27 protein-coding genes are annotated in these 25,585 nt (G+C 70.4%); 15 read left to right on the plus strand and 12 right to left on the minus strand.

Annotated features, from left to right (window positions below; translation table 11 throughout):
• The first annotated feature begins 64 nt into the window (after positions 1 to 64).
• From ORI60_RS18495 to ORI60_RS18515, 5 genes are all read left to right on the plus strand, one after another.
• Positions 65 to 787, plus strand: coding sequence for a class I SAM-dependent methyltransferase (locus tag ORI60_RS18495; RefSeq protein ID WP_266038727.1), 723 nt, complete (start codon positions 65 to 67; stop codon positions 785 to 787).
• 4 nt (positions 788 to 791) lie between these two features.
• Positions 792 to 1,391: a DinB family protein gene (locus ORI60_RS18500; protein WP_266038902.1), complete on the plus strand. Its 600-nt coding sequence runs from the start codon at positions 792 to 794 to the stop codon at positions 1,389 to 1,391.
• 5 nt (positions 1,392 to 1,396) lie between these two features.
• Complete coding sequence (locus tag ORI60_RS18505; protein WP_266038728.1) at positions 1,397 to 1,975, plus strand: DinB family protein; 579 nt, start codon at positions 1,397 to 1,399, stop codon at positions 1,973 to 1,975.
• A gap of 79 nt (positions 1,976 to 2,054) precedes the next feature.
• Positions 2,055 to 2,630, plus strand: a complete 576-nt coding sequence (locus ORI60_RS18510) for a pyridoxamine 5'-phosphate oxidase family protein (protein WP_266038729.1) — start codon at positions 2,055 to 2,057, stop codon at positions 2,628 to 2,630.
• Positions 2,631 to 2,693: 63 nt separating this feature from the next.
• Entirely contained in the window at positions 2,694 to 3,194 is a 501-nt protein-coding gene (locus tag ORI60_RS18515) for a pyridoxamine 5'-phosphate oxidase family protein (protein WP_266038903.1), read from the plus strand.
• On the opposite strand, the gene ORI60_RS18520 is transcribed toward ORI60_RS18515, so the two are convergent.
• On the minus strand, positions 3,171 to 4,457 hold the full coding sequence (locus ORI60_RS18520) for a M20/M25/M40 family metallo-hydrolase (RefSeq protein ID WP_266038731.1): 1,287 nt from the start codon (positions 4,455 to 4,457) through the stop codon (positions 3,171 to 3,173). The two genes, ORI60_RS18515 and ORI60_RS18520, sit on opposite strands and share 24 nt — an antisense overlap.
• A gap of 72 nt (positions 4,458 to 4,529) precedes the next feature.
• Here ORI60_RS18520 and ORI60_RS18525 point away from each other — a divergent pair, with 72 nt between their 5' ends.
• Together ORI60_RS18525 and ORI60_RS18530 are read left to right on the plus strand one after the other, a co-directional pair.
• Positions 4,530 to 5,363, plus strand: coding sequence for a hypothetical protein (locus ORI60_RS18525; RefSeq protein ID WP_266038733.1), 834 nt, complete (start codon positions 4,530 to 4,532; stop codon positions 5,361 to 5,363).
• The gene (locus ORI60_RS18530; RefSeq protein WP_266038734.1) at positions 5,309 to 5,977 is read left to right on the plus strand and encodes a hypothetical protein; all 669 of its coding nucleotides are present in this window, start codon (positions 5,309 to 5,311) and stop codon (positions 5,975 to 5,977) included. The genes ORI60_RS18525 and ORI60_RS18530 overlap by 55 nt, the downstream gene beginning before the upstream one ends.
• On the opposite strand, the gene ORI60_RS18535 is transcribed toward ORI60_RS18530, so the two are convergent.
• A complete protein-coding gene (locus ORI60_RS18535; RefSeq protein ID WP_266038736.1) occupies positions 5,978 to 6,805 on the minus strand; it encodes a M55 family metallopeptidase in 828 nt (275 codons plus the stop codon).
• Positions 6,806 to 6,885: 80 nt separating this feature from the next.
• Between ORI60_RS18535 and ORI60_RS18540 the strand changes: the two genes are divergently transcribed.
• The 4 genes from ORI60_RS18540 to ORI60_RS18555 are packed head-to-tail and all read left to right on the plus strand — an operon-like array spanning position 6,886 to position 11,902.
• A complete protein-coding gene (locus ORI60_RS18540) occupies positions 6,886 to 8,607 on the plus strand; it encodes an ABC transporter substrate-binding protein (protein WP_266038738.1) in 1,722 nt (573 codons plus the stop codon).
• Positions 8,608 to 9,558, plus strand: coding sequence for an ABC transporter permease (locus ORI60_RS18545; RefSeq protein ID WP_266038740.1), 951 nt, complete (start codon positions 8,608 to 8,610; stop codon positions 9,556 to 9,558).
• Positions 9,555 to 10,373 (plus strand): ABC transporter permease, encoded by an 819-nt coding sequence (locus ORI60_RS18550; protein ID WP_266038742.1) that lies wholly within the window; start codon positions 9,555 to 9,557, stop codon positions 10,371 to 10,373. The genes ORI60_RS18545 and ORI60_RS18550 overlap by 4 nt, the downstream gene beginning before the upstream one ends.
• Positions 10,370 to 11,902 (plus strand): ATP-binding cassette domain-containing protein, encoded by a 1,533-nt coding sequence (locus tag ORI60_RS18555; protein ID WP_266038744.1) that lies wholly within the window; start codon positions 10,370 to 10,372, stop codon positions 11,900 to 11,902. The genes ORI60_RS18550 and ORI60_RS18555 overlap by 4 nt, the downstream gene beginning before the upstream one ends.
• Before the next feature lie 684 nt (positions 11,903 to 12,586).
• Here ORI60_RS18555 and ORI60_RS18560 read toward each other — a convergent pair.
• Together ORI60_RS18560 and ORI60_RS18565 are read right to left on the minus strand one after the other, a co-directional pair.
• Complete coding sequence (locus ORI60_RS18560) at positions 12,587 to 15,310, minus strand: BTAD domain-containing putative transcriptional regulator (RefSeq protein ID WP_266038746.1); 2,724 nt, start codon at positions 15,308 to 15,310, stop codon at positions 12,587 to 12,589.
• A 47-nt stretch (positions 15,311 to 15,357) separates the two neighbouring features.
• Positions 15,358 to 15,750, minus strand: coding sequence for a cupin domain-containing protein (locus tag ORI60_RS18565; protein WP_266038748.1), 393 nt, complete (start codon positions 15,748 to 15,750; stop codon positions 15,358 to 15,360).
• Positions 15,751 to 15,802: 52 nt separating this feature from the next.
• Here ORI60_RS18565 and ORI60_RS18570 point away from each other — a divergent pair, with 52 nt between their 5' ends.
• The gene (locus ORI60_RS18570; RefSeq protein ID WP_266038749.1) at positions 15,803 to 16,774 is read left to right on the plus strand and encodes a GlxA family transcriptional regulator; all 972 of its coding nucleotides are present in this window, start codon (positions 15,803 to 15,805) and stop codon (positions 16,772 to 16,774) included.
• On the opposite strand, the gene ORI60_RS18575 is transcribed toward ORI60_RS18570, so the two are convergent.
• The 6 genes from ORI60_RS18575 to ORI60_RS18600 all read right to left on the minus strand — a co-directional run bounded on the left by ORI60_RS18575 (position 16,752) and on the right by ORI60_RS18600 (position 21,387).
• On the minus strand, positions 16,752 to 16,922 hold the full coding sequence (locus tag ORI60_RS18575) for a GrpB family protein (RefSeq protein ID WP_266038751.1): 171 nt from the start codon (positions 16,920 to 16,922) through the stop codon (positions 16,752 to 16,754). The genes ORI60_RS18570 and ORI60_RS18575 overlap by 23 nt on opposite strands.
• Complete coding sequence (locus ORI60_RS18580; RefSeq protein WP_266038753.1) at positions 16,867 to 17,151, minus strand: GrpB family protein; 285 nt, start codon at positions 17,149 to 17,151, stop codon at positions 16,867 to 16,869. Before ORI60_RS18580 ends, ORI60_RS18575 begins: the two co-directional genes overlap by 56 nt.
• On the minus strand, positions 17,151 to 18,023 hold the full coding sequence (ligD, locus tag ORI60_RS18585; protein WP_266038755.1) for a non-homologous end-joining DNA ligase: 873 nt from the start codon (positions 18,021 to 18,023) through the stop codon (positions 17,151 to 17,153). The genes ORI60_RS18580 and ligD (ORI60_RS18585) overlap by 1 nt, the downstream gene beginning before the upstream one ends.
• On the minus strand, positions 18,013 to 19,455 hold the full coding sequence (gene ligD, locus ORI60_RS18590) for a non-homologous end-joining DNA ligase (RefSeq protein ID WP_266038757.1): 1,443 nt from the start codon (positions 19,453 to 19,455) through the stop codon (positions 18,013 to 18,015). Before ligD (ORI60_RS18590) ends, ligD (ORI60_RS18585) begins: the two co-directional genes overlap by 11 nt.
• On the minus strand, positions 19,456 to 20,280 hold the full coding sequence (locus tag ORI60_RS18595) for a Ku protein (RefSeq protein ID WP_266038759.1): 825 nt from the start codon (positions 20,278 to 20,280) through the stop codon (positions 19,456 to 19,458).
• 129 nt (positions 20,281 to 20,409) lie between these two features.
• Positions 20,410 to 21,387 carry a tyrosine-type recombinase/integrase gene (locus ORI60_RS18600; protein ID WP_266038760.1) on the minus strand — a complete coding sequence of 326 codons (978 nt, stop codon included), beginning with the start codon at positions 21,385 to 21,387 and terminating at the stop codon, positions 20,410 to 20,412.
• Positions 21,388 to 22,148: 761 nt separating this feature from the next.
• Here ORI60_RS18600 and ORI60_RS18605 point away from each other — a divergent pair.
• Positions 22,149 to 22,643: a DinB family protein gene (locus ORI60_RS18605; protein ID WP_266038761.1), complete on the plus strand. Its 495-nt coding sequence runs from the start codon at positions 22,149 to 22,151 to the stop codon at positions 22,641 to 22,643.
• Positions 22,644 to 22,708: 65 nt separating this feature from the next.
• The gene (locus ORI60_RS18610; RefSeq protein ID WP_266038762.1) at positions 22,709 to 23,503 is read left to right on the plus strand and encodes an LLM class flavin-dependent oxidoreductase; all 795 of its coding nucleotides are present in this window, start codon (positions 22,709 to 22,711) and stop codon (positions 23,501 to 23,503) included.
• Here ORI60_RS18610 and ORI60_RS18615 read toward each other — a convergent pair.
• Together ORI60_RS18615 and ORI60_RS18620 are read right to left on the minus strand one after the other, a co-directional pair.
• A complete protein-coding gene (locus tag ORI60_RS18615) occupies positions 23,492 to 24,052 on the minus strand; it encodes a TetR/AcrR family transcriptional regulator (protein WP_266038763.1) in 561 nt (186 codons plus the stop codon). The two genes, ORI60_RS18610 and ORI60_RS18615, sit on opposite strands and share 12 nt — an antisense overlap.
• A 10-nt stretch (positions 24,053 to 24,062) precedes the next feature.
• Positions 24,063 to 24,929 carry an SDR family NAD(P)-dependent oxidoreductase gene (locus ORI60_RS18620; protein WP_266038764.1) on the minus strand — a complete coding sequence of 289 codons (867 nt, stop codon included), beginning with the start codon at positions 24,927 to 24,929 and terminating at the stop codon, positions 24,063 to 24,065.
• 93 nt (positions 24,930 to 25,022) lie between these two features.
• Between ORI60_RS18620 and ORI60_RS18625 the strand changes: the two genes are divergently transcribed.
• Positions 25,023 to 25,574, plus strand: a complete 552-nt coding sequence (locus tag ORI60_RS18625) for a cadmium resistance transporter (protein WP_266038765.1) — start codon at positions 25,023 to 25,025, stop codon at positions 25,572 to 25,574.
• Positions 25,575 to 25,585: the final 11 nt, after the last annotated feature.

Raw genomic sequence — 25,585 nt, forward strand, 5'->3', positions numbered from 1 at the left:
GCAATGTGTAGTCCGTGTGAAGGCTCACTGTCATCCCGCCATACGTATGGGGTTACCTGGTGGGATGACGCGCTACGACGTTGAGGAGGCCACCTCGTACCGGGTGGCCCGTGAGATTTCGCTCGAGGGGCTGTCGTCGTGGCGGGACGCGGTGGCGCCCTATTTCGTGCCAGGGCGCACTGTTCTGGACCTGGGCGCCGGGACGGGACTGTTCGTGCGGGCGTTCGGGACGTGGTTCTCGGAGGTGTCCGTGGTGGCGGTGGAACCCTCCGCGGACATGAGGCAGGCGTCGGGGTTGCCGATGCTCACCGGGGACGCCGGCGCGGTTCCGCTGCCGGACGCGTCGGTGGACGTGGTGTGGATGTCGACTGTGGTGCACCACGTCCGCGATCTGGCCGCCGCCGGGGCGGAGTTGCGGCGAGTGCTGCGGCCGGGCGGTGTGGTGGTGCTGCGGTCGTTGTTCCGCGAGCGCCACCACGGGATCGGCTTGTTCCGGTTCTTCCCCGAGGCCGCGAGGGCGCTGTCCGGGTTTCCGACGGTCACCGAGGTGGCCGATGGATTGGGGTTCGCGGTGCAGCGGCTGGAGGCGGTGCCCCAGGTGACGGCGTCGTCGTTGGCGGACAAGGCCTCGACGCTGAGGCAGGAGGCGGACACGTTGCTGCGGTCGCTGTCGGCGCAGGAGTTCGCGGCGGGCAGGGAGCGGTTGCTGGCGGCGGCCGCGGTCGAGTCCGGGCCGGTGGTGGACCACCTGGACCTGCTGGTCCTCAGAACTGTCGGTGCCGTCTGAGACGCTGCGGGGTGTGGACGAGAAGACGCTGCTGCACCGGTATCTGAACGAGGCGCGCGAGGCGTTGCTGTGGAAGCTCGAGGGCCTGTCGGAGTACGACGTGCGCCGCCCGTTGACGCCGACGGGCACGAACCTGCTGGGTCTGGTGAAGCACGCGGCCGGCGTGGAGCTCAACTACTTCGGCCGCGTGTTCGACCGCCCGTTCCCCGACCCTCCGCTGTGGTCGACCGCGCAGGCGTTACCCGCCTCGGACATGTACGCCGCGCCTGACGAGACGCGGGAGTCGGTCGTCGGCTTCTACGGGCGGGTGCGTGCGTTCGCCGACGAGACGATCGCGGCGTTGCCGGTGGACGCGCCGGGGGTGGTGCCGTGGTGGTCGGAGAGCCGTCGTGCCGTGACGTTGCGGGAGGTTCTGCTGGACGTGATCGTCGAGCTGCACCGCCACGCCGGGCACGCGGACGTGGTGCGGGAGCTGGTCGACGGCGCGGTGGGCATGCAGGACGGCAACACGAACATGCCCGCGGTGGACCGGGCCTGGTGGAGGGCGCACCACGCCCGGTTGGAGAAAATCGCCGCCGCGGCGGACCCGGCTCTGCGAGGGTGAGGGCCATGGCCTCTGATCCCAAAGCCGACCTGCACCGCTACCTCAAGGCCGCCCGCGAGTCCTTCCTGTGGAAGCTCGAGGGCCTGTCGGAATACGACGTGCGCCGTCCGCTGACGCCGACGGGCACGAACCTGCTGGGCCTGGCCAAGCACCTGGCCGGTGTCGAGGCGGGCTACTTCGGCGACTGCCTGGGCCGCCCGTTCCCCGAGAAGCTGCCCTTCGACGTGGACGCCGACCCGAACTCGGACATGTTCGCCACCGCGGACGAGTCGCGTGAGGACGTGCTGGGGCTGTTCGCGCGGGCGACGGCGTTCGCCGACACCAGCATCGAGGAGCTGCCGCTGGACGCCCCCGGTGTGGTGCCGTGGTGGCCGGAGGAGCGCAAGTACGTGACCCTGCACCTGCTGCTGGTCCACGAGATCGCCGAGGTGAACCGGCACGCCGGGCACGCGGACATCCTGCGCGAGGGACTCGACGGGGTGGCCGGGCTGCGGGCGGGCAACTCGAACCTGCCGCAGCAGGACTGGCAGGCGCACTGGGACCGGGTCGAGCTGGAGGCGCGCAAGGCCTCAGGCCAGGACTGACGGCGACGCCGGCGTCGTGCCCGTTCAGCACCTGGGAATGTGGCTGACAGGCCCCGCGAGGCGCTCAATACTGCTGAGCATGGGTAAGGAATACGAGCGGATCGAGCCGCGGCTGTGGGAGTTCATCGAGAACCAGAAGGTGTTCTTCGTGGCCACCGCCCCGCTGGCGGGTGACGGGCACGTCAACCTCTCACCCAAGGGCCGGCAGGGCACGCTGCGGATCCTCGACGACCGCACGGTGGCCTACCTGGACTTCGGCGGCAGCCACGCCGAGACGATCGCGCATCTGCGGGAGAACGGGCGCATCACGTTGATGTGGTGCGCGTTCGAGGGGCCGCCGAACATCGTGCGCGTGCACGGCCGGGGTGAGCCGGTGTTCCGCGACGACCCGCGCTTCGCCGAGCTGGTGGCGGGGTTCGGGGAGGCGGACGGGCCGGCGTTGCGGGCGGTGATCGTCGTGACGGCGGAGCTGATCAGCGACACCTGCGGGTTCGCGGTGCCGTTCATGGACTACCGCTCGGAGCGGGAGCTGCACGCGGACTACTTCGGCCGCAAGAGCGACGAGGAGTTTCGTGAGTACACGAACAAGAAGCCGTACAACATAGCGAGCATCGACGGCCTGCCCGCGATGGAGCTGCCGCTGCCGCCCCGCTGAGAGGTGTCCTCGGCGGGGATGTCGAGAACGTCGTCACGGCTCCGTCCCCCGGACATGACGACGATGACGCACAGCGAGATCACCGAGGTCCTGAACCGCCCGTACAGCAGGGAGCTGCTGCAGCGCGACCTGCTCAGGATGGCGTACGTGGCGAAGGACGGCACGCCTCGCGCGGTGCCGATCGCGCACACCTGGAACGGCGAGCAGATCGTGCTGTGCACCTCGAAGAACGCGCCGAAGCTGCACGCGCTGCGGGCCAATCCGGTGGTGGCGCTGACGATCGACACCGAGGTGCACCCGCCGAAGATCCTGCTGATCCGCGGCACGGTCGAGCTGGACGAGGTCGACGGCATCCCGCAGGAGTACCTGCGGATGAACGGCAGCTACGAGATGAGCGCGGAGCAGCGGGTGGAGTGGGAGCGCGAGGTCCGCTCACTCTACGACGGCATGGTGCGGATCGTGGTGACGCCGACGTGGGCGAAGCTGATCGACTTCGAGACGACGCTGCCCAGCGCGGTGCAGGAGCTCGTCGAGCGGCGCTCAGCTCGACAGGAAGCGGTCTAGGACGCGCACGCCGAACTCCAGGCCCGCGACGGGGACGCGTTCGTCGACGCCGTGCGCCATCGCCCGGTAGTCGTAGTCCGCGGGCAGCCGCAGCGGCGAGAAGCCGTAGTTGTGGATGCCCAGCCGGCTGAACGCCTTGGCGTCGGTGCCGCCGCCCAGGCAGTACGGCACGACGGCCGCGGCGGGGTCCTCGTCGCGCAGGGCCTCGGCCATCGCGGTGAACCACGGTGTGTCGACGGGGGCCTCGACGGGCGGCTGGTGCTCGAGGAACTCGCGGGTCACCCCAGGCGGTAGCAGCGAGTCGATGGTGGCGACGAGCTCGTCGACGGTGCCGGGCAGGGTGCGGACGTCGAGCTGCGCGGTGGCGGTGCCGGGGATGACGTTGACCTTGTACCCGGCCTGCAGCATCGTCGGCGTGGTCGAGCAGCGCACGGTGTTCTCGGCGAGTTTCGCGGCGGGACCGAGCCGAGCCAGCGTCGCGTCGACGTCGTCGAGGTCGACCTCCACGCCCAGTGCCTTGCCGGCGCCGACGAGGAACGCCTCGACGGTCGGGGTGAGCCGCACGGGGTGCTGGTGTGCCGCGATCCGCGCCAGGGTGGTGGCCAGTGCCGTCACCGCGTTCTGGTCGTTGCGCCGCGACCCGTGCCCGGCGCGGCCGGTGGCGGTGAGCTTCATGTGCGACGTGCCGCGCTCGGCCGTGCCGATCGGGTACAGCCGCACGCCGTCGACGTCGAAGGAGAACGCGCCGGACTCGCTGATCGCGGCCTGGACCCCGGCGAAGTGGGCGGCGTGGTGCTCGACGAGCCAATGCGCCCCGTAGGCGCCCTGGTCCTCCTCGTCGGCGACGAACGCCAGCACGACGTCACGGCGCGGACGGCGGCCCTCGGTGTGCCAGCGGTGCAGCACGGCCAGCGTCATCGCCGCCATGTCCTTCATGTCCACCGCGCCCCGGCCGTGCACGAACCCGTCGCGGATCTCGCCGCCGAACGGGTCGAAGCTCCACTCGGCGGGATCGGCGGGCACGACGTCGAGGTGGCACTGGACCAGCACGGCGGGCAGCGACGGGTCGGTGCCGGGCACGCGCGCGAGGACGTTGGTGCGCCGCGGGGCCGGTTCGAGCAACGTGGGTGGCACCCCGATGTCGTGCAGGATCGCCGCGACGTGCTCGGCGGCCTCCCGCTCGCCCGCGGAGTCCCCGCCGCCGCGGTTGGTGGTGTCGAACCGGATGAGCTGCGCGCAGAGCTGCGCCACGTCCAGCGGCATGAATGCCACCGTATCCGGCGCCGTCCTGTGGAATTGTGACGGCCCTGTGCCGATCGTGATGGGGGAACACCGGTGCACCTGCAGATGGCCCTGGACGGTCTCGCGCTCAACCCGGCGCTGCCGCAGGACATGGTCCGCCGCCTGATCGCCTGGCGCCGGGGATGCGGTGAGGTCGGGAAGCGGCCGGACCTGACGCCCGAGCTGGCCGACGAGATGATCGACACCGGCTGGCACTGGTTGCTGCACACGTTGGCGCTCAACCGGGCCCTTCCCGACCCGGCACGGCTGCGGCTGGCCCGCGATCCCGACACCTCCGTCCGGTCCGCGCTCGTCAAGGGCTGCGACCGGGGAACGGTGCGTGAGGTGTTCGAGCTGCTGCTCACCGATCCCGAGCCGCAGACCCGCGTGTACCTGGCACAGAGCGACGCCCTGCCGGACGACCTGCGCGAAAGCCTCGCGGCCGACCCGAGCCCGCTGGTCCGGGCGGCGCTGGGCCGCTGGTGGGCAGAGGCGCCCGAGCACGTGAGGCGTCTCCTGCTGACCGACGCGGAAGACGAGGTCCGGGCAGCCGCGTGCGTGAACTACCGCTCCCGGTTCTCGCATCCGGTTCCGCCTCCGGACCTGCGGCCGGCCCTGATCGCCGATCCGGTCACCAGGGCGGGAGCGGTCCGGCACCTCCGCCTCGACGCCGCCACTGCCGCGCGGCTGGCGGCGGATCCTGACCCGGAGGTCCGTGCCCAGCTGGCCCGTCACCCCCAGCTGCCGCCAGAACTGCCGCGGCCGTGCTCGGCACCGACCCCAGCGCGCGGGTCCGGCTCGGCGTCTACGCCCGGCAGGACACGCCGGAGCCGTTGCGAGCGGCCATCCACGCCTGGTTCGAGGCCGCGCCGCATCCGATCGACGTAGATCCCGATCTGGACGACGAGGAGATGGAACTGGCGCTCATGCGCAGCGTCCTGGTGTCCGAGCTGTACATGATGCGCCTGGAGTGGGTGATGGCCGACCCGCTGCCGCACGTCGACTCGCCTTACCCGTGTTTCCGCGCTTCCGCGGCCGCCACGCGTGAACCACTGCCACCCGCGGCCGTTGCCCGGTTGCTCGCCGACGACGAGAGCGAGGTGCGCACCCAGATGGCGCAGCGGGCCCCGCACCTGGTGGACGTGGCGACGGCGGAACGCATCGACCGCGAGTTCCGGCCGGTCAAGCACACGACCTGGCGGCCGGCCGACGTGCTCGCGTTCCCGCCCGAGGTGCTGCGCCGGTTCGCCACCGACGCCGATCCTCGGATGCGCTGCCTCGCCCCGCGCGACCCCGACCTGCCCGCCGAACTCGCCGCCGGGCTGGCGGCGGATCCCGACCACACCGTGCGGCGCGCGGTCGCCCAGCACCGCAACCTCCCGGAGTCGTCGCTGATCGCGTTGCTGGACGACACCGATGACTGGACCGTTCACCGCGCGGCCGGCTCACCGTGGCTGCCGCTGGAGCAGATGGAACTGCTGCTGCTCCTGGCGGACCTGTAGTCAGCCGTACAGGTCCTCGATCGCGGCGGCCGCGATGTGTGTGACGACCTTGAACGCCTTCATCGCCTCGGTCATCGACGCGGCGTCGAACCCGACCCGGCGCACCCCGATCAGGTCGACGGTCGGCACGACCGCGGCGGCGTCGGCCAGGTGCGAGGCGTCGAACTCGACCTCGATGCGATGGGGTGCCACGACCCCGGCGTGACGCCCTGCCGCGGCCATCGCCGCGGTGGCCGCTTCTGTGATGTGTGAAGAAGTCACGGCGGGTGGCAGGCACACGGCCGCGTACCGCGACACGCACTCCTTGACGGCCACGGTCCACGCCGAGGCGGCGTAGGAGGCGGCGTCGGAGCACGTGAGGTCGTCACCGGTCACGAGCAGCACGGGAACGCCGTGCTCGGCGGCCAGCGCGGCGTTGAGGCGGCCTTCGGAGGCGAGCACGCCGTCGAGCCACACGCCGGTGATCGAGTTCTCTAGGTACGTGTGCGCGAGCACGCCGCGGGTGCCCGCGGCCGTGTGGTAGCCGAGGAAGACCACTCCGTCCACATCGGAGTCGATACCTTGCATCATCGACAACGGTTTGTGCCGGCCGGTGAGCAGGCGCGCCGACTCGTGGAGGTCTTCGAGCAGGAGGTTGCGTTGCGAGGAATGCGCCTCGTTGACGATCACCTGCTCCGCTCCGCCCGCCACGAGGCCGGTGACGCACGCGTTGACGTCCGCCGTGAACAGGCGCCGGAACCGTTGCCACTGCTCGGTACCGGGAACGACGTCCCCGGTCCAGGTGACTCCGGTGGCGCCTTCCATGTCCGCCGAGATCATGATCCGCACATCTCGGTAAGTTAGCGGTGGGCTGCTGGGGAAGAGGGGTTTTCGTGCGGGTGAAGTTGTGCGCCTTGCTTGCTGCAGCAATGACTTTGGGCCTTTCGGCGTCTCCGGCACCGGCGCAGCAGCCGGTGGTCCTGAAGGTCGCGATCGTGCAGCAGATCGACTCGATGAACCCGTTCCTCGCGGTGTTCCAGTCGAGCACCGAGATCAACCGGCTGATGTACGACTACCTGACCGCCTACACCGCGGACGACCAGTCGGTCACCGAGGGCCTGGCGAACAGATGGGAACATTCACCCGATCGGCTGACGTGGACGTTCACGGTCCCCGAGGGCAAGAAGTGGTCCGACGGCGTGCCGATCACGGCCCGCGACGTCGCCTTCACCTACAACCTGATGCTGACCGACGAGGTCGCCAGGACCGCCAACGGCAGCTTCGTCACCAACTTCGACCACGTCAGCGCCCCGACCGACCAGAAGGTCGTCATCAGGACCAAGACGCCGCAGGTGACGATGCTGGCGCTGGACGTCCCGATCGTGCCGGAGCACGTGTGGTCGAAGGTCGGCAGCATCAAGGACTACTCCAACGACCGGATGCCGGTCGTGGGCTCCGGGCCGTTCGTGCTGTCCGAGCACGTGCCGGGGCAGTTCATCAAGCTCAAGGCGAACAGGACCTACTGGCGCGGTGCGCCGAAGTACGACGAGCTGCACTTCGTGTACTTCCAGAACTCCGATGCCGCGGTGCAGGCGCTGGGCAAGGGCGAGGTCGACCTGGTCAACCGGATGGCGCCGGCGCAGTTCGACTCGCTGGAGGGCAAGGCCGGTGTCACCCGCAACAAGGCGATGGGCCGCCGCTTCACCGAGCTGATGATCAACCCAGGCGCGCAGACCCGCACCGGTGAGCCGATCGGTGACGGCAGCCCGGTGCTGCGCGACGTGCGCGTGCGGCGGGCGATCGCGCAGGCCATCGACCTCGACGCCCTGGTGGCGCGGGTGAACCTCGGCTACGCGGACAAGGGCGCCGGGCTCGTGCCGCCGGTGTTCGGCAAGTACCACTGGCAGCCGTCCGAGGCCGAGCTGCGCAGGTTCGACCCGGCCGCGGCCGGTACGGCGCTCGACGCCGCCGGGTACCCGCGCAAGGCCGACGGGACCCGCTTCCCGTTGCGGCTGGTCGGCCGTGCCGGACGGGCCTACGACGAGCAGGCCAGCGAGTACCTCAAGCGGTCGCTGGGCGACATCGGCATCCCGCTCGACGTGCGGCTGGTGTCGGACAACCAGCTCAACGAGTCCACCACCGCCGCGACCTACGACCTGGCGTTCTCGGGCTGGTCGACCAACATCGACCCGGACTTCGTGCTGAGCCTGCACACCTGCGCGCAACGGCCGGGCGCGGACGGCAAGGGCGGCACCACCGACACCTACTTCTGCGACGAGACCTACGACCGGCTCTACGCCGAGCAGCTCTCGGAGTTCGACGAGGCCAAGCGGGTCGAGATCGTGAAGCGGATGCAGGCCCGCTTCTACGACCAGGTGCCCGCCGTGGTGCTGGCCTACGAGAACGCGCTGGAGGGCTACCGGTCCGACCACTTCGCGCGGTTCACGACGCAGCCCGCGCAGGGCGGCGTGATCATGGCGCAGAACGGCATGTGGGGCTACTACGGCGCCGAACCGGCGCAGCGCACCGCGCAGACCGGCGGTATGGGGTGGGCCGGGTTCGCCGCGGCCGGTGCGGCGATCGCGGCGGTGGTGCTGGCGTTCGTGGTGCTGGCGCGGCGGCGTGCGGCGACGGCGGGGGAGCGCGAGTAAGTGCGTCTGGCCGGTCGGTTCGGTGGTGCCGCGCTCAGCCTGCTGATGGTGGCGGTGCTGGGTTTCTTCCTGTTCCGGGTGGTGCCGGGCGACCCCGTGGTCTCGATGACGCGCGGCCGTCCGACCACGGCGGCGATGCAGGCCGAGCTGCGTGCGCAGTTCGGCCTGGACCGTCCGCTGCACGAGCAGTTCTGGAGCTACTTCACCTCGCTGCTGCAGGGTGACCTGGGCACGTCGTTCACGTTCCGCCGCCCGGTCGCGGAGGTGATCGGGGAGCGGCTGGGGCCGACGCTGCTGCTGGTGGGCACGGCGACGTTGATCGCGGTGCTGCTGGGGCTGTGGCTCGGGGTGCGGGCGGCGTGGCGGCGTGACTCGGCGTTCGACAAGGTCACGACGGGGGTGTCGCTGACGTTGTGGGCGGTGCCGACGTTCTGGCTGGGCATGCTGCTGATGATGGTGACGGGGGACCTGTTCCCGTCGCGGGGCATGCGCGACACCGACACGGCGCCGGACTTCGTGTCGCAGGCCCTGGACGTGGGCCATCACCTGGTGCTGCCGTCGGTGACGCTGGTCGCGGTGGTGTGCGCGGAGTACGCGCTGGTGATGCGGTCGTCGTTGCTGGAGGAGATGCACGCCCCCTACCTGACGACGGCCCGCGCCAAGGGCCTGCGCGACGACCTGGTGCGGCGCCGCCACGCCGTGCCGAACGCGGTGCTGCCGGCGATCACGCTGGTGTTCCTGCGGTTCGGCCTGGTGGTGGCCGGGGCGATCACGACGGAGACGGTGTTCTCCTGGCCGGGCCTGGGGTTGCTGTTCTACGACGCGCTGACCGGGCCGGACTACTTCCTGCTGCAGGGGTTGCTGGTGGTGACGGCGGGCGCGGTCGTGGTGATGAACCTGCTGGCCGACCTGCTGCACGGGGTCCTCGATCCACGGGTGAAGGTCGTATGAGCAGGTTCGACAGGTCCGGTCTCGCGGGTGCCGCGGTCCTCGCCGCGGCGGCGCTGGTCGCGGTGCTCGCGCCGCTGCTGATCGACGCGGAGTCGCTGGACGTCACGCGGGTGACGGCGGACGCGTGGCAACCACCCGGCGCGGGGCACTGGCTGGGCACCGACCACACGGGACGGTCGGTGGCGTTGCTGATGGCGCAGGGCACGGGCACGTCGTTGTTCGTCGGGCTCACGGCGGCGGTGCTGTCGGTCGGGATCGGCACGCTCGTCGGGATCGTGAGCGGTCACTTCGGTGGCCTGCTGGCGGGGGCGTTGCTGCGGGTCACGGACTTCTTCCTGGTGCTGCCGGCGCTGGTGCTGGCGATCGCGTTGTCGACGGTGCTGCCGCGCGGGCTGGGCACGATCGTGCTGGCGATCGGGTTGACGAGCTGGCCGTCGACGGCGCGGATGGTGCGGGCGCAGACGCTGACGATCGAGGCCCGGCCGTTCGTGGAACGCGCACGGGCGCTCGGCGGCGGCCACGTGCACGTCATCGGGCGGCACGTGGTGCCGTCGGTGGTGCCGCTGGTGCTGGTCAACGCGACGCTGGCGGTGGCGTCGGCGATCGTGGCCGAGTCGACGCTGGCGTTTCTGGGGCTGGGTGATCCGACGCGGATCTCGTGGGGCGCGATGCTGCACCAGGCCCAGCTGCACGGGGCGGTGCCGCAGCAGGCGTGGTGGTACCTGCTGCCGCCGGGCCTGGCGATCGTGGCCGTCGTGCTGGCGTTCACCCTCGTGGGGCGGGCGCTGGAAGCCGTTGTGACGCCGAGGAGGTGAATCCGGTGCTGGAGTTGAGGAACCTCTCCGTCCACTACGGACCGAAACGCGTCGTGAGCGAGGTGGACCTGACGCTCGCGCCGGGACAGACGCTCGGTCTGGCGGGCGAGTCGGGGTCGGGCAAGTCGACGGTGGCGATGTCGGTGCTGCGGCTGCTGCCCAGGACCGCGCGGGTCGAGGGCGAGATCCTGCTCGACGGCGACGACGTGCGGACGATGTCGTGGGGCCGGCTGCGGGCGGTGCGGTGGGCGGCGGCGTCGATCGTGTTCCAGGGCGCGATGCACTCGCTCAACCCCGTGCGCCGCGTCGGTGACCAGATCGCCGAGCCGATGCGGCTGCACGGCACGCACGGCAGCGTGGCCGAGCTGCTGGAGCAGGTGGAGCTGCCGCGGGAGAAGGCGCGGGCGTATCCGCACGAGCTGTCGGGCGGGCAGAGGCAGCGGGTGATGATCGCGATGGCGCTGGCGTGCGGGCCGCGCCTGGTGATCGCGGACGAGCCGACAACGGCGCTGGACGTGGTGGTGCAGGCGCAGGTGCTGGCGGTGATGAAACGCCTGGTGGCCGAGCAGGACCTCGGGTTGCTGATGATCAGCCACGACCTGTCGGTGCTCGCCGAGACGTGTGAGGACCTCGCCGTGATGCATCGCGGCGAGCTGGTCGAACGCGGCCGCACCCGTGAGGTGATCGCGAACCCGCGGCACCCGCACACCGCGGCGCTGACGGCGGCGTTCCCGGTGATCGGCGACCCCGCGCACCGCTGGGCCGAGCCCGCGCCGGAGCCGGAGCCGTTGCTGCAGGTGCGGGATCTGGTGGTCGACTACGGGCGCACCCGCGCGGTCGACGGGGTGGACCTGACGATCGGGCGGGGCGAGATCGTGGCGCTGGTCGGCCAGTCCGGATCAGGCAAAACGACACTGGCCCGTACCATAATGGGGCTGCGGAAGCCGTCCTCCGGTCGGGTGATCTTCGACGAGGCCGAGGTGGGCCGCACGGGCAAGGCGCTCAAGGCCTTCCGGCGCCAGGTGCAGCTGGTGCTCCAAGATCCGTCCAGCGCGCTCAACCCACGCCACACGGTGTTCGACGCGGTCGCCGAGGGACTGCGCGTGCACGGCCTGGCCGACGAGCAGGAAGCCCTGGTCACGGCCGCTGTCGAACGCGCGGAGCTGCGTCCGGCGAGCCTGTACCTGGAGTCGCTGCCGCACGAGCTGTCGGGGGGTCAGCAGCAGCGGGTGGTGATCGCCGGAGCACTGGTGCTGCAACCCCGTCTGCTGGTGGCCGACGAGCCCGTCGCGTCGCTGGACGCCTCGGTGCGCGGGGAGATCGTGGCGCTGCTGCTCCGGTTGCGCCGGGAACTGGGCCTTGCTTCATTGATCATCACGCACGACCTAGGGCTGGCGTGGCAGATCGCCGACCGGGTCGCGGTGATGCATCAGGGGAAAATCGTGGAACAAGGCACAGTCGACCAGGTCCTGCTCACCCCGTCTCACGAGTACACGCGTGCCCTGTTGCGCGCGGTGCCGCAGGTCTGAGGGTGATCCCGCTCGAACACGCCCGGTGCCGGGCCTCGCTGACGCCCGCCGAGATCGGGCGGGGCGGGGCCGACGGCTGGGTGGCCGTGGACGAGGTGCCGGCGCTGGCGCGGCTGGCGTGGCGGGACCTGGGCCGCCCGCCCGGCGTCCTGGGCGAGCTCGCCGGGGCGAGCGATCCGGAGCACGTGCTGGAGCTGTGCCGGATCCTGGCCTCGACCTCCCGTGCCGACACCGCGGCCGTGTGGCGCTACTTGGCCGCCGACTTCGGGCACACCGGGGAACGCTCCGACGGGCGGCAGCGGTTCCTGCTGGACCGGGCGATGCGCGGCGAGGGCATGAACTGGCACGACTGCTCGGCGCTGATGGGCATCGCCCGCCCCGAGGAGGTCGACGCGGCGTTCGACCGCGGCGAGGACATGGTCGGCGTGGCGGTGATCGGCCTGGCCCTGTCGCACCCGGACCCCGCGGTGGTGTCGCGGCGGGTGGCCCGCGCGCTCGACCACGACCGCATCGAGGTCCGCCGCCAGGGTGCGACGGCGCTCGCGCACGTGGCGCGCATCCACGGGGTGGTGTCGCGGGAGTGCCTGGAGGTGCTGCGCCGCCACCCCGACGAGGTCGCCGAGGACGACCTGTGGACGTTCGTCGCGCACCACAGGCTGCCGGTGTGGTTGTGGTGGCGGCGGATCAGGTCACGGCCAGGGCGGCGAGTTCCGCGCGCACGGCGGTCCCGGTTACGCGGTCGCGCTGCCCCTCGGCCCGCCGCAGTGCCTCCTCGAAGTACCGGCGGGCCAGGACCGGGTCGCCTTCGGCCTTCGCGACGCGGCCGCGTTCCACGGCGATGTGGCAGCGCATCTGGTCAGGCCCGTACCAGCCGCCCGGGCAGCGATCCCACGCCCGGTCGCACTCCGCGCGGGCGATCGCGTAGTCGCCGGTGACGCGGGCGAGCCCGGCCAGGCCGAGGTGGGCGCCGGCCTGCACCACGAGTGCCCCGGCGCGCCGGGCGAGGGTGAGCGCGAGGGCGAAGTCCGTGCGCGCGCCGTCGAGGTCGCCGGCGAGCAGGGCGGCCTGTGCGCGTCCGATGACGGCTTCGGCGGTGTCCTCGGTGGCGCCGAGCTCGTCGAGCAGCCCGCGGCCCCGTTCGACGTGCGCCAGGGCGCCCGCGGCGTCGCCCCGGGCCAGGGCGATCTCGCCGAGCTGGTTGAACGCGAGTGCCGCGCCCCAGCGGTCGCCGATCCGCGTGAACGCCTCCGCGCCCCGCGCCAGCAGGTCGGCGCCCTTCTCCGAGTCGCCTGCCATGCGGGCCACGAGACCGTCGCCGACCAGGGCGAGCGCGGCACTCCACGGGTCGTCGCCGAGCAGCCGGTTGCGGCGCTGCCACACCTGGGAGTCGCCTTCGGGCGCGCCGAGCGCCATGCCCCACATCATGGTCATGATCGGGTAGCGCGGCGGGGCGGCGAGCCCGTCCATCAGCGCGTCGGCCTGCCGGATGCGGGCGCTCTGGTCCCCGGTCGCGACCGGCCAGGCGCTCAGCAGGCACAGCGCGTACTCCTGCTCGTGACCGGGCGGCGGGGTCTCGCCGCACGCGTGCAGCACGGCGTCGGCCTGCTGGGCGGCCTCGGTGCGCAGGCCGCGGAACCAGTAGTAGGTGGCGAGCGCGGCCACGAGCTCCAGCGCGAGCCGCACGTCGTGGCGGGTGGCCCAGGTGACGGCGGCGACGAGGTTGTCGTGGTCGGCGGCGAGGCGGGCGATCCACTCGATCTGGTCGTGGGCGCGCAGGTGCGGTTCGGCGTGCTGCGCGCGGTGCAGGAACCAGCGCGCGTGGGCGGCCGCGAGGTCCGGGGCGTGGGTGGCGCAGAACGCGCGGATGGTGTCGAGCATCCGGTAGCGGTCGCCGACGACCTCGACGAGCGACTTGTCCACCAGCGAGGTCAGCGTGTCCACATCGGACTCGCACACCGCGGTGACGGCGTCCAGGCCCGCTCCGCCGCAGAACACGGTGAAGCGGGCGGCGAGGTCGCGTTCGGCGTCGGTCAGCAGCTCCCAGCTCCACTCCACGACGGCGTGCAGCGTGCGGTGGCGGGGCGCGGCGGTGCGGCTGCCCTTGGACAGCAGGCGGAACCTGTCGTCGAGGCGGGCGGTGATCTCGGCCAGCGGCAGGGACCGGACGCGGGCGGCGGCGAGCTCGATGGCGAGCGCGATGCCGTCCAGTCGCCGGCACACCTCGGCGATGAGGCCGGGATCGGCGTGAAACCCCGGCCGGACCGCCTGGGCGCGGTCGAGGAACAGGCGGGTGGCGGCCTCGTCGTCCAGCGCCGTGACCGGGCTCAGGATCTCGCCGGTGATGCCGAGCGGTTCCCGGCTCGTCGCCAGCACCCGCACGTCCGGGCACGCGGCGAGGATGTCGCCGAGCACGCGGGCGGCGTCGTCGACGACGTGTTCGCAGTTGTCCACGACCAGCACGACCTCGCGCGCCGCCAACGCGGCCCGCAGCCGGTCCTCGACGCTGAGCGGGCCGGCCGACAGCAGCCCGGCCTCGCGGATCCCGAGACCGTCGAGCAGCGCGCGGGCGACGTCGGCGGTGGCGCTGAGGTCGACGAACGCCACCTCACCGGGTTCGCGGTGCGCGACCTCGACGGCGAGCCGCGTCTTGCCGGTGCCACCGGGACCGATGAGCGTGACCAGCCGGTTGTCGCGCAGCCACTTCGACACCCGCCGCAGGTCCTCGTCGCGGCCCACGAAGCTGGTGAGCTGCGCGGGCACACCCCGGTGCGGCGCCTGCGCCCGCAACACCTCCAGATGAGCGGCCGTGAGCACGGGGGAGGGATCGACACCGAGCTCGTCCGCCAGCAGCGCCCGCCCCTGCGCGAACACCTCCAGCGCCTCGCTCTGGCGGCCGTCGCGGTGCAGTGACCGCATCAACGCCGCCCGCACGTCCTCCCGCAACGGCTGCTCCGCCACCAGGCCGCGCAGCTGCTCGCTCGTCCCACCCGACATCGCGCAGCGGAGGAACACCTCGGTCAGCCGATGCCTCGCCTCCGGCACGAACGGCGCGTCGACGTCGGCCAGTGCCGGTCCGCGCCACAACGCCAGCGCCTGCGCCGCCTGTCCGGCCTCGAGCAGCTCGACGCACCGCAGGTGGTCGACGTCGGACGGCTCGGCGACCAGCCGATAGCCCGCCGGGTGGTGCTCGACCACCAGCCCCGGCACGGCCCGGCGCAGCCGCGAGATCTGCGACTGCAGCGCGTTCGCCGCACCGGCGGGCGGCTCGTCGTACACGCCGCCGATCAGCTGGTCGTGCCCCACGATCCGCCCGGCGTCGAGCACGAGCATCGCCAGCAGGGCGCGCTGCCGCGGCGCCGCGACCTCCACACCGTCGACCAGCACCGGACCGAGCACCCCGAACTTCACAGAACATGATTGTTCCCGAGTCCGGACAGAGGCGAGGCCGGAACGTGTCAGCCCAGTTCGTGCCCCGTCGTCGCGTCCACGTGGGCCGGGACCTCGTCGTGCCGATCGCCCACGGTCAGCGTTCCGGTGGGCTCGAACAGCAGGATCCGCGCACCATCGAGCGACGACGGCTTGTGGAACGTTCCCCGCGGCACGGTGAACACCGAACCCGCCGGCAACACGACCGTGCGCTCGCCCCCGGCCTCACGCAACCCGATGCGCAGCTCACCGTCCAGCACGAGGAAGAACTCGTCGGTGTCGTCGTGGACGTGCCAGACGTGCTCGCCGCGCACCTTCGTGACGCGCACGTCGTAGTCGTTGACACGGGACACGATCCGCGGACTCCACAGAGCGTCGAAAGAGGCGAAGGCGTCGTCGAGGGCGATGGGTTCATTGGTCACACTCACAGCCTCGCCGCTGTCACGACCCGGACGTGAGTGCTAGGAATCGCACATGCCGCAAGAATCCTCGCACCGCGTCGTCGTCATCGTCGACGAGAACTCCAACCCCTTCGAACTCGGCTGCGCCACCGAGATCTTCAGCCTGCACCGCCCCGAGATCGGCGGCCACCTCTACGACTTCCGCCTCTGCTCACCCGAACCCACGACCACCATGCGCGACGGATTCTTCACCCTCACCGGCGTCGCGGACCTCGGCGCCGCCGACCACGCCGACACCCTCATCGTCCCCAACCGCCCCAACGTCGACGCACCCCGGCGCCCCGACGTCCTCGACGCCATCCGCCGCGCCCACACCCGCGGCGCACGCCTCGTCGGGTTCTGCAGCGGCGCCTTCACCCTCGCCGAAGCCGGCGTCCTCGACGGCCGCCGCGCCACCGCCCACTGGCAGTGGGCCGACGACTTCCGCGCCCGCTTCCCGGCCGTGCACCTCGAACCCGACGTCCTGTTCGTCGACGACGGCGACATCCTCACCTCCGCCGGCAGCGCCGCCGCCCTCGACCTCGGCCTGCACCTCGTCCGCCGCGACCACGGCGCCCAGATCGCCACCTCCGTCAGCCGCCGCCTCGTCTTCGCCGCCCACCGCGACGGCGGCCAGCGCCAGTTCGTCGAACGCCCCGTACCCGACCTGCCCGACGAGTCACTCGCCCCCGTCCTCGCCTGGGCACAGCAGCACCTCGACACCCCGCTCACCGTCACCGGCCTCGCCGCCCGCGCCGCCGTCAGCCCGGCCACCCTGCACCGCCGCTTCCAGGCACAACTGGGCACCACACCACTCGCGTGGCTCACCGGCGAACGCGTCGCCCTCGCGTGCCGGCTCATCGAACTGGGGGAGCGGCGCTTCGACGTCGTCGCCCGCCGCACCGGCCTCGGCACCGCCGCCAACCTCCGCGCCCTGATGCGCCGCGAAACCGGCCTCACCCCGTCGGACTACCGGCGCCGCTTCAGCCCAGCGCCCGCAGAATGATCCGCTCCACCACACGCGTCTTCGCGTCCGCGTAGTCCTGCACCCGACCCCACGACCGCCCCGCCAGCTCCCGCTTGGCCGACGCGTACAACTCACGATCCTCGGCAATGCCCCGCAACCAGTCGCGGAACAGCAGATGCCGCCGCACCTGGGCACACCCGCAGCGCCGGCACCTCGTCCAGCGGATCGTCCAGCGGGTCGTCCACCACCAGCATCAAGTCGATCAACGGCTTCGCGCACAACCCCGGCACCGACGTCGACCCCACGTGCTCCAGCTCCGCACCCGTTCCCGCTCGAACAGACCGGGCCAGGCGGAGTCGTACTCGGCGAGCTCGATGTCCACGGCAAACCCCCAGATCGGCAGTCGGCCAGAACATCAACTCCCGAACAGGTCACCCGCGCTCTCGACCCGCTCCAGCACCTCGTCCGCCGTGAACACCAGATCCTCCACGACCTCGCAGTCCTCGACCTCGTCCCACGTCACCGGCGTCGACACCGCCGGCCGCTCCCGAGCCCGCAACGAATACGGCGCCACCGTCGTCTTCGCCGGGTTGTTCTGCGACCAGTCGATGAACACCTTCCCCGTGCGCTGCGCCTTCGCCATCGTCGACACGATCAACGCCGGATGCTCCTGCGCCAACCGCTGCGCCACCGCCTTCGCGTACTCCGAGGTGTCCTTCGCCGGTGCGTACGCGTACACCTGCATCCCCTTGTTGCCCGACGTCTTCGCCCACGAATCCACACCGTCGTCGTCCAGCACCACCCGCACCAGCTCCGCGACCCGGCAACACTCCACCACCGTCGCCGGCGCACCCGGATCCAGGTCGAACACCAGCAGATCAGGATCCCGCTTCCCACCCCGCGGCCCCACCGTCCACTGCGGCACGTGCAACTCCAGCGCCGCCAGGTTCGCAAGCCACACCAACGTCGCCAGCTCGTCCACCATCACGTAGTTGACGGTCTCGTTGCCCTTCGCACTGCCCGGAGACTCCAACCGCATCGTCCGCACCCACTCAGGACGGTGCTCCGGCGCGTTCTTCTCGAAGAACCACTTCCCGTCCACCCCGTTCGGGAACCGCTTCAACGTCACCGGACGGTCCTTCAGATGAGGCAGCAACACCGGCGCGATCCGGGTGTAGTAATCGATCACCTCACCCTTGGTGAACCCGAACCCCGGGTACAACACCTTCTCCAGGTTCGTCAGCTTCAACACCCGGTCCTCGACCCGCACCGTCGCGTCACTCGACAACCCGACGCACCTCCTCCGGCGTCTTGTCCGGCCGCAACCCGCGCCACGCCGGAAACCGCATCCGACCGTCCGGCGTCCACTGCCGGAACACCACCTCCGCCACCAGCTCCGGCTCCACCCACCTCGCGCCCCTGGACCGCTCCCGCGGCATCTCCGTCACGAACGGCGACGACCTGCGCGCCAACGCCTCCAACCGCGGCGTCAGCACCGCCAGCTCCGCGTCGTTGAACCCCGTGCCCACCGACCCCGCGAACGCCAGCCCGCCGTCCTGCGGAATACCCAGCAACAACGCGCCGATCACCCCGGCCCGCTTGCCTTCACCCATCCGCCAGCCACCGATCACCACCTCCTGCGCCATCAGGTCCGTGATCTTGCGCCACACCGGCGACCGCACACCCGGCTGATAAGGCGAATCCAGCCGCTTCGCGACCACACCCTCCAAACCCTGCTCACGACTCGCCGCCAGCACCGACGCCCCGTCCTCGTCGTAGGACGGGGGAGTCATCCAGTTCGGACCCCGCAGCTCCAGACCCCTCAACAGCTCACGCCGCCGCCGAAAAGGCAACTGCAGCGTCGAACTGCCGTCCAGGTGCAGCAGATCGAACAACAACAACGTCACCGGGAACTGCCGCGCCGCCCGCCGCGCCGCCTCCGACTTCGTCACGTGCATCCGGTTCTGCAACGCGCTGAAACTCGGCCGCCCGTCCCGCAACGCGACGATCTCCCCGTCCAGCAGGGCCTCCGTCGACCCCAGCTGCCCACCCACACCCTGCAACTCCGGATAAGCGACCGTGATGTCGTTGCCCAGCCGCGACCACGCCTGAACACGCCCGCCCTCGACCCTCAAGATCGCCCGGACACCGTCCCACTTGAACTCGTACGCCCACTGATCATCATCATCGTGGGGGAGAGGACCAGGAACCGCGAGCATCGGCTTCAGCAGCTCCGGCAACACCTGCCAGTCCGGCCGCGCCGGCGCGTGCCGGCGCTTCACCATCCAGTTCTTCCCGTCCTTCCCCGAACGGAAGAACACGAACTGACCCTGCACACGACCACCGTGCAAGACCACGTCGACCTCGCGGTCCGACCACTTCACCGTCTCATAGCGGCCGCGATCCCAGAGGAACATCTCACCGCCGCCGTACTCACCCTTCGGGATCTCCCCGGAGAACTCCGCGTACTCCAGCGGATGGTCCTCGGTGTGCACCGCGAGCCTCACCACGTCCGTCGTCGGCGGCAAACCCTTCGGCACCGCCCACGACACCAGAACACCACCACGCTCCAACCGCACATCCCAATGCAGGCTGCTCGCGTGATGCTCCTGAATCACGAACGTGTCATCGTTCCCCGACGGCAACGCCCCAGCACCCGGCACGGGCTCCGGCGTCCTCGCCGCATCCCGCTTGCGCCGGTACTCGTCGAGCCCGGCCATCTACGCCGACGAAGCCTTCTTCTTCGGCGCGGCCTTCTTCTCAGCGCCCTTCCGCCCGGCCTTCGCCTTCTCCACACTGCGCTCCAGAGCCGTCATCAGATCGATGACATCGCCCTTCTCCTCGGTCTCCGGCTGCTCGGGCAACTCCGCACCCTCCGCCTTCGCCGCGATCACCTTCTCCAGCGCGTCCCGGTAGTCGTCGGTGAACGTGTCCGGATCGAAGTCACCCGCCATCGACTCCACCAGCGACGTCGCCATCTTCAACTCCTGCGGCCGCACCTCCACGTCCTGGTCCAGGAAGTCGAACTCCGCCTTGCGGATCTCGTCCGGCCACAACATCGTGTGCATCACCAGCACGTCATCACGAGCCCGAATCGTCGCCAGCGTCTCCTTCTGCCGAATCGTGATCTTCACGACCGCCAGCTGACCCGTCTTCACCAGCGCATCCCGCAACAACACGTACGGACGCGCCGCCGCCTTGTCCGGCTCCAGGTAGTACGTCTTCTGGAAGTAGATCGGATCGATCTCCTCCGCAGGCACGAACTCCAGGACGTCGATCGACTTGTCGGTCTTCACCGGCAACTTCTCGAAGTCCTCGTTCTCCATGATCACCATCCGGCCGTCGTCCAGCTCATAGCCCTTGGTGATCTCCGAATACTCCACCTCTTCACCACACACCGAACAGACGCGCTTGTACTTGATGCGCCCGCCGTCCTCCCGGTGCACCTGGTTGAACCGGAAGTCGTGCTCCTCGACAGCCGTGTAAAGGCGCACGGCGATCGTCACCAAGCCGAACGAGATGGCCCCACGCCACACGGATCTCATTCTCATTGGGTACCCCTGAAATGCGGTTTTCGCACCACCAGGTCACCCACTCGGCCTAACGAACCGGCAACCGGGCGACCCCCGGCCCACGCGTCACCACCGAGGGTCCCGCACCGCGGTCGAACACCGCTAGATGTCCTTGAGCGCCCGATACGTCCTGTTGCTCGCCACCGCCGCCCGACGCTCCCGCGCCGTCGCCTCGATGTAGTTCTGACTCGTCGCCAGACTCGCATGCCCCAGCAACGCCATGATCTCGCTCGCCGACGCCCCGTCCTCAGCCAGCCGCGTCGCGAACGTGTGCCTCAACGCGTGCAGGTTCGCCCCCGTCGGCACCCTGTCGTTCAACCCCGCCCACCGGAAACACGACTTCACCAGGTACTCCAGCCCACCACGCCCGATCGGCTCACCGTGCCGATCCCGCAGCAACGCCGACTCCCGATCAAAACGCCCCTGGGGAAACCGCCGCCGGCAACTCTTCAGGTACGCGTCGACGATCCGCTCCATCGGCGGCTCGATCGGCACACTGCGATCCCGGTTCCCCTTGCCCTTCACGTGCAACCGTTGATCACCCTCCCGCCCGACGATGCTCGCCAGCGTGAGCGTCCGCATCTCCGCACTGCGCAACCCCGCCACCAGCCCCAGCGCGATCACCAGCACATCCCGCTCCGGCCACGGATCACGACCCTTGCGCGCACCCTCCGCCGCGGCCGTCAGCAACTGCTCCGGGGTGTCCTCACCCCGCAACGGCTTCGGCACCAGCGGAGGCGTCTTCGGACGAGCGACCGCCCCCATCGGGTTGCCGGCGATCAGGTCCTCGGCCACGCAGAACGTCAGGAACTGGTTCCACGTCGACCACGCCCGCAGCACCGAGCTCTTGGCGTGGCCGTCCGCGAACAACCCGAACGCGTTGCGCAGATGGGCCCCGGTGAGCTGAGCGACGACGAGGTCCTCGACCGGGCAGGAGAGGGTCTCGGCCAGGAGCGCGTTCACGCCGGCGAGATCCCGCTGGTAGGCGGCCGTTGTGTGCGGCGAGTCCTTGCGGGTCCGGCGGGCGAGGAAGAAGGCGTCCTGAGCGGCGAGCACGTGCATATGGATCTTGTACCGCACGCCACCGACAATCCCGGACGCGGCGGCGGCACAGGGGAGGGGAGTGCTCGCCGGTCGTCGCGCACGAGCGATCGTGGAGGGCTTCCGAATCGCAGGTCAGGGGGTGGCGTGGGGCGTCGTCCCGGCGGAGGGGCAGCACCGGAACGCGTTGTTGCGAGGTTCGCGCACGGCGATGCACACACGCGGGCCTGAAGACCTGTTCTGTGCTGGATAATGGCGATTATGCATGAAATGTCCGTTTCGCCAGGTTCTGATCGGGTCAGGACGGTGCTGGACCAGGTGGCGTCACTTGTCGGGGATCGTGAGCGTAATGGCGCCTCGCTACGTACGTCTCACTGACGACACGTCGGTGTCGACCGCGCTCCGACATCGCCGTGGTTCTGATGTTGTGGCGTCTGCAAGTGCAGCCGGCCTGCCCGTTGGCTGCGACTTGCAGACGCGCCAACACGGGCGTTGCGGCCCCTTCCGGAGCGATCTTCGCAGGTCGCCGTTTCGCCGATAATCTACATTATGTCAAGTAACGTGGATCCGGCCGCCGGGAGACGCTCTCCCGCCGCCCCCGGCGCCGCTCACGCCCCAAGTCCGCTTCCTCGGCCGTCGCACGGCGCTTCCGCACCCCGCTGTCGTCAGGTCGTCGGGACGCCCGCCGCTCCATGGCCGGTTTTCCCGAGGCAGCCATGGAGCCGGTGTCCGCGAGCACCCGCTCCTGGCGACCTCGTGGCCTTACGTCACCGTGGCGATAGATGGCAGGGTGCTCGCTCATGATCGATGAGTTCGCCAAGGACTACCTGCACGGCGATCTGCGCGAGTTGCGCGAGGTGATGCTGTGGAAGCTCGAGGGCGTGCCCGATGTGGACGCGCGGCGTCCTTTGACGGCTTCGGGGACGAACTTGCTGGGGTTGGTGAAGCACCTGGCGCTGTCGGAGTCGCGGTACTTCGGTGAGGTGTTCGGCCGGCCGTTCCCCGAGCCGTTGCCCCGGTGGGACGACTTGGCGGCGCGCGGGTCGGACATGCGGGCGGACGAGTCGGAGTCGCGTGAGGAGATCGTGGGTCGCTATCGGCGTGTGTGGGCGCATTCGGATGCGACGATTTCTGCGCTTGCGGTGGATTCGCCTGGTCATGTGCCGTGGTGGCCGCGTCCTGAGGTGATGTTGTTCAACGTGCTGGTGCACGTGGTGACGGAGACCGCGCGGCATGCCGGGCACGCGGACATCTTGCGGGAGCAGCTCGACGGTGCGACCGGTGAGGGGCGTTGAGGGCTGTTTCCGCTGCTCCTCCGCGTTGAAATGATCTTGTCGGGGGTGCTTGCCACACTCGGGTCATGCGCTATGCGATCTATGTGCCGTCGTTCGGTTCGTCGCTGGGTGATCCGTCCGTGCTGGTGTCGCTCGCCGTGGAGGCGGAGGCGGCGGGGTGGGACGGGTTCTTCCTGTGGGACCACGTGGTGGTGCCGGGTGAGCCTGTCGTCTCGGATGTGTGGGTGACGTTGGGTGCTGTGGCGGCGCGGACGTCGAGGGTTTCGCTGGGGCCGTTGGTGACGTCGCTGGGGCGTCGGCGTCCGTGGAAGGTGGCGTTGGAGGCGTCGACGTTGCAGCGGTTGTCGGGTGGGCGGCTGGTGCTCGGGGTGGGTGCGGGTGTGCCGCAGGACTACTCCCCCTTCGGCGAGCGCGGGTCGCGTGCGGAGGCGATGTCGGAGGGTGTGGGGTTGGTGCGGGCGTTGTTGTCGGGTGCCGAGGTGGAGCACCACGGTGCGTTGTTCGACGTGTCGGGGGTGCGGTTTTCGCCGGTGGAGGTGCCGATCTGGGTGGGTGGGAGCTGGCCGCGGTCGTCGCCGTTTCGTGCGGCGGAGCATGCGGCGGGTGTGGTGCCGGCGACGTTCGGGCCTGATGGTCTGGTGGTGCTCTCCCCCGCGGATGCCGCCCGGTTGAAGGCGGATTTCGTGGCGTCGGGTGGTCGGGCCGATGGTGATGTCGTGTTGTGGGGCGGTGCCGTGTTACCGGAGGCGGGTGAGTACGAGGCGGCCGGTGTGACGTGGATGCTGACCGATGGTGGTGCGCGGGGGCTTGATGAGTTGCGGGCGTTCGTGGCTGCCGGTCCCCCGCGTTCAGGTGTGTAGGCCTCGGAGCAGTGTGTCGAGGTAGCGGCGTGCGGTGGTGAGTCGTTCGGCGGGGCCGGCGCTGTGGACGTAGGTGGCGTAGGCGATGCCGCACATGAGCGGTACGAGGTCCGCGTCGTCGACGTCGGGGCGGACGGCTCCGGCTTCGCGTGCGCGGGCGAGCAGTTTGGCGCCGGTGTCGAGGATCTGTGCTTTGAGTTCGGTGGTGCGTGGGAGCACGTCCTGGGTGGCGGCGGCGACTTTGACGAGTGCGGGGTCGGTGACCTGGCCTTCGACGACCTTGGTGAGGAAGTCGGCGAAGGCGGTCCAGGGGTCGTCGTGGGTGAGGCCTTGTTCGCCGCGGCCGGCGAGTGCTTCGAGGCAGGGGGTGGCGACGGTTTCGAGGAGTGCTTCGGTGGTCGGGAAGTGCCGGTAGACCGTGCCGACGCCGAGTCCTGCGCGGCGGGCGACGTCGTTGAGTTGCAGCGGGGTGCCTTCGTCGACGAGTTCTCTGGCGACGGTGAGGATGTGCTCCCAGTTGCGGGCGGCGTCCTTTCGCTGCGGGGTCATGTGTTCCAGACTAATTGGATATGCCATCCGGTACGTGGCCGAGTGGTGCGTGGCGCTGGCTGAGTCGGCGCACGGCGTGCTGGACGCGTGGGTCGGCCGCGGCGCGGTGGGGGGTGACCGGGGTGGCGCGGGGGCCGATGACGGTGCCGGTGGCGAGTGTGTCGTCGGTGGCGGCGCGGATCGAAGGGCGTGCGGCGGTGGAGGCGGGTCCGGAGGTCGATCGTTCGAAGGTGCGGCGTACGAGTGGCCAGAGCAGTCGCAGGCCGGGTGACACGATCTTGGGTGAGCGCAGGGTGCCGTCGGTCATGTCGGTGGCGGCGCCGCCGGGGTCGGCGGCGAGCACGGTCACGGTGGTCTGTCGCTGGGCGAGGTCGAGGGTGTAGGCGAGGTTGGCGAGCTTGGCTCGTCCGTACCAGTGGAAGCCGTAGTAGCCGCCGGGTGGTTCGGTGTCGTCGAAGACCTTCTTGGCGGCGGTGACGGCGCCGGAGGTCACGTTCACGACGCGTCCGGTCAGCACCGGCAGCAGGGATTCGGTGAGCAGGTAGGGCGAGAGGTGGTTGACGACGAAGGAGGCTTCGACGCCGTCGATGCGGGTGTGGTCGGGGTACATGGCGCCGACGTTGTTGACGAGTACGTCCAGTTGCCCCTCGGCGGCGATCTGTGCGGCGAGTGCGCGTACTTCGTCGAGTTTGGAGAGGTCGGCACGCAGGTACCGTGCGGGCTCCCCTCCCCTGGCGTTGATCGTGTCGACGGCTCGTGCGCCTCGTTCGGGGTTGCGGCCGACGACGGTGACGGCGTAGCCGGCTTCGGTGAGTCCGAGGGCTGTCTCCAGCCCGATGCCTCCGGTTCCCGCGGTGATCACTGCTCTGCGTGCCATGACACTCCCCAATCCGGATAGGTGATCCGCTTTGTGGCCACGCTAGCACACATGCGGATTAGCTATCCGTTTCACGCGGGCGAGAATGCCGCTGTGGATCTCGGGGTGATCGGCCAGGCGGCGGGCATGTTCGCGGTGACGAACGTCGACGACCTGGTGCTCCTCGCGCTGTTCTTCGCGCGGGCGAGGTCGGCCTGGCAGGTGGTGACGGCCCAGTACCTGGGCTTCACCGCCATCCTGGCGCTGGCCGTGGTCGGCGCGCTGGGGGCGTCCCTGCTTCCCGCCCACTTCCGCCCGTGGCTGGGGCTGATCCCCCTGGCGCTCGGCCTCAAGGCCGCGTGGTCGCTGTGGCGGGGCACGGATCACGAGGACGAGCCGGACGCCGCTCCCGGTGTTCTCGCGATGGCCGGTGTGACCCTGGCCAACGGCGGCGACAACATCGGCGTCTACGTGCCGGTCTTCACCGTGACGGACTCGCTGTGGGTCTACGTCGTGGTGTTCCTGCTGCTGGTCGGCGTGTGGTGCCTGGCGGGGTGGTTCCTGGCCTCCCGTCAGGTGGTGGCGAAGGCGCTCGCCAGGTGGGGCCACGTCGCGTTGCCGGTCGTGCTGGTCGTGATTGGTCTTTTGGTGGTGTTCTCGGGATGAGCACGCGCAAG

This window comes from Lentzea sp. NEAU-D7, from assembly GCF_026242055.1.
Taxonomy (GTDB): domain Bacteria; phylum Actinomycetota; class Actinomycetes; order Mycobacteriales; family Pseudonocardiaceae; genus Lentzea.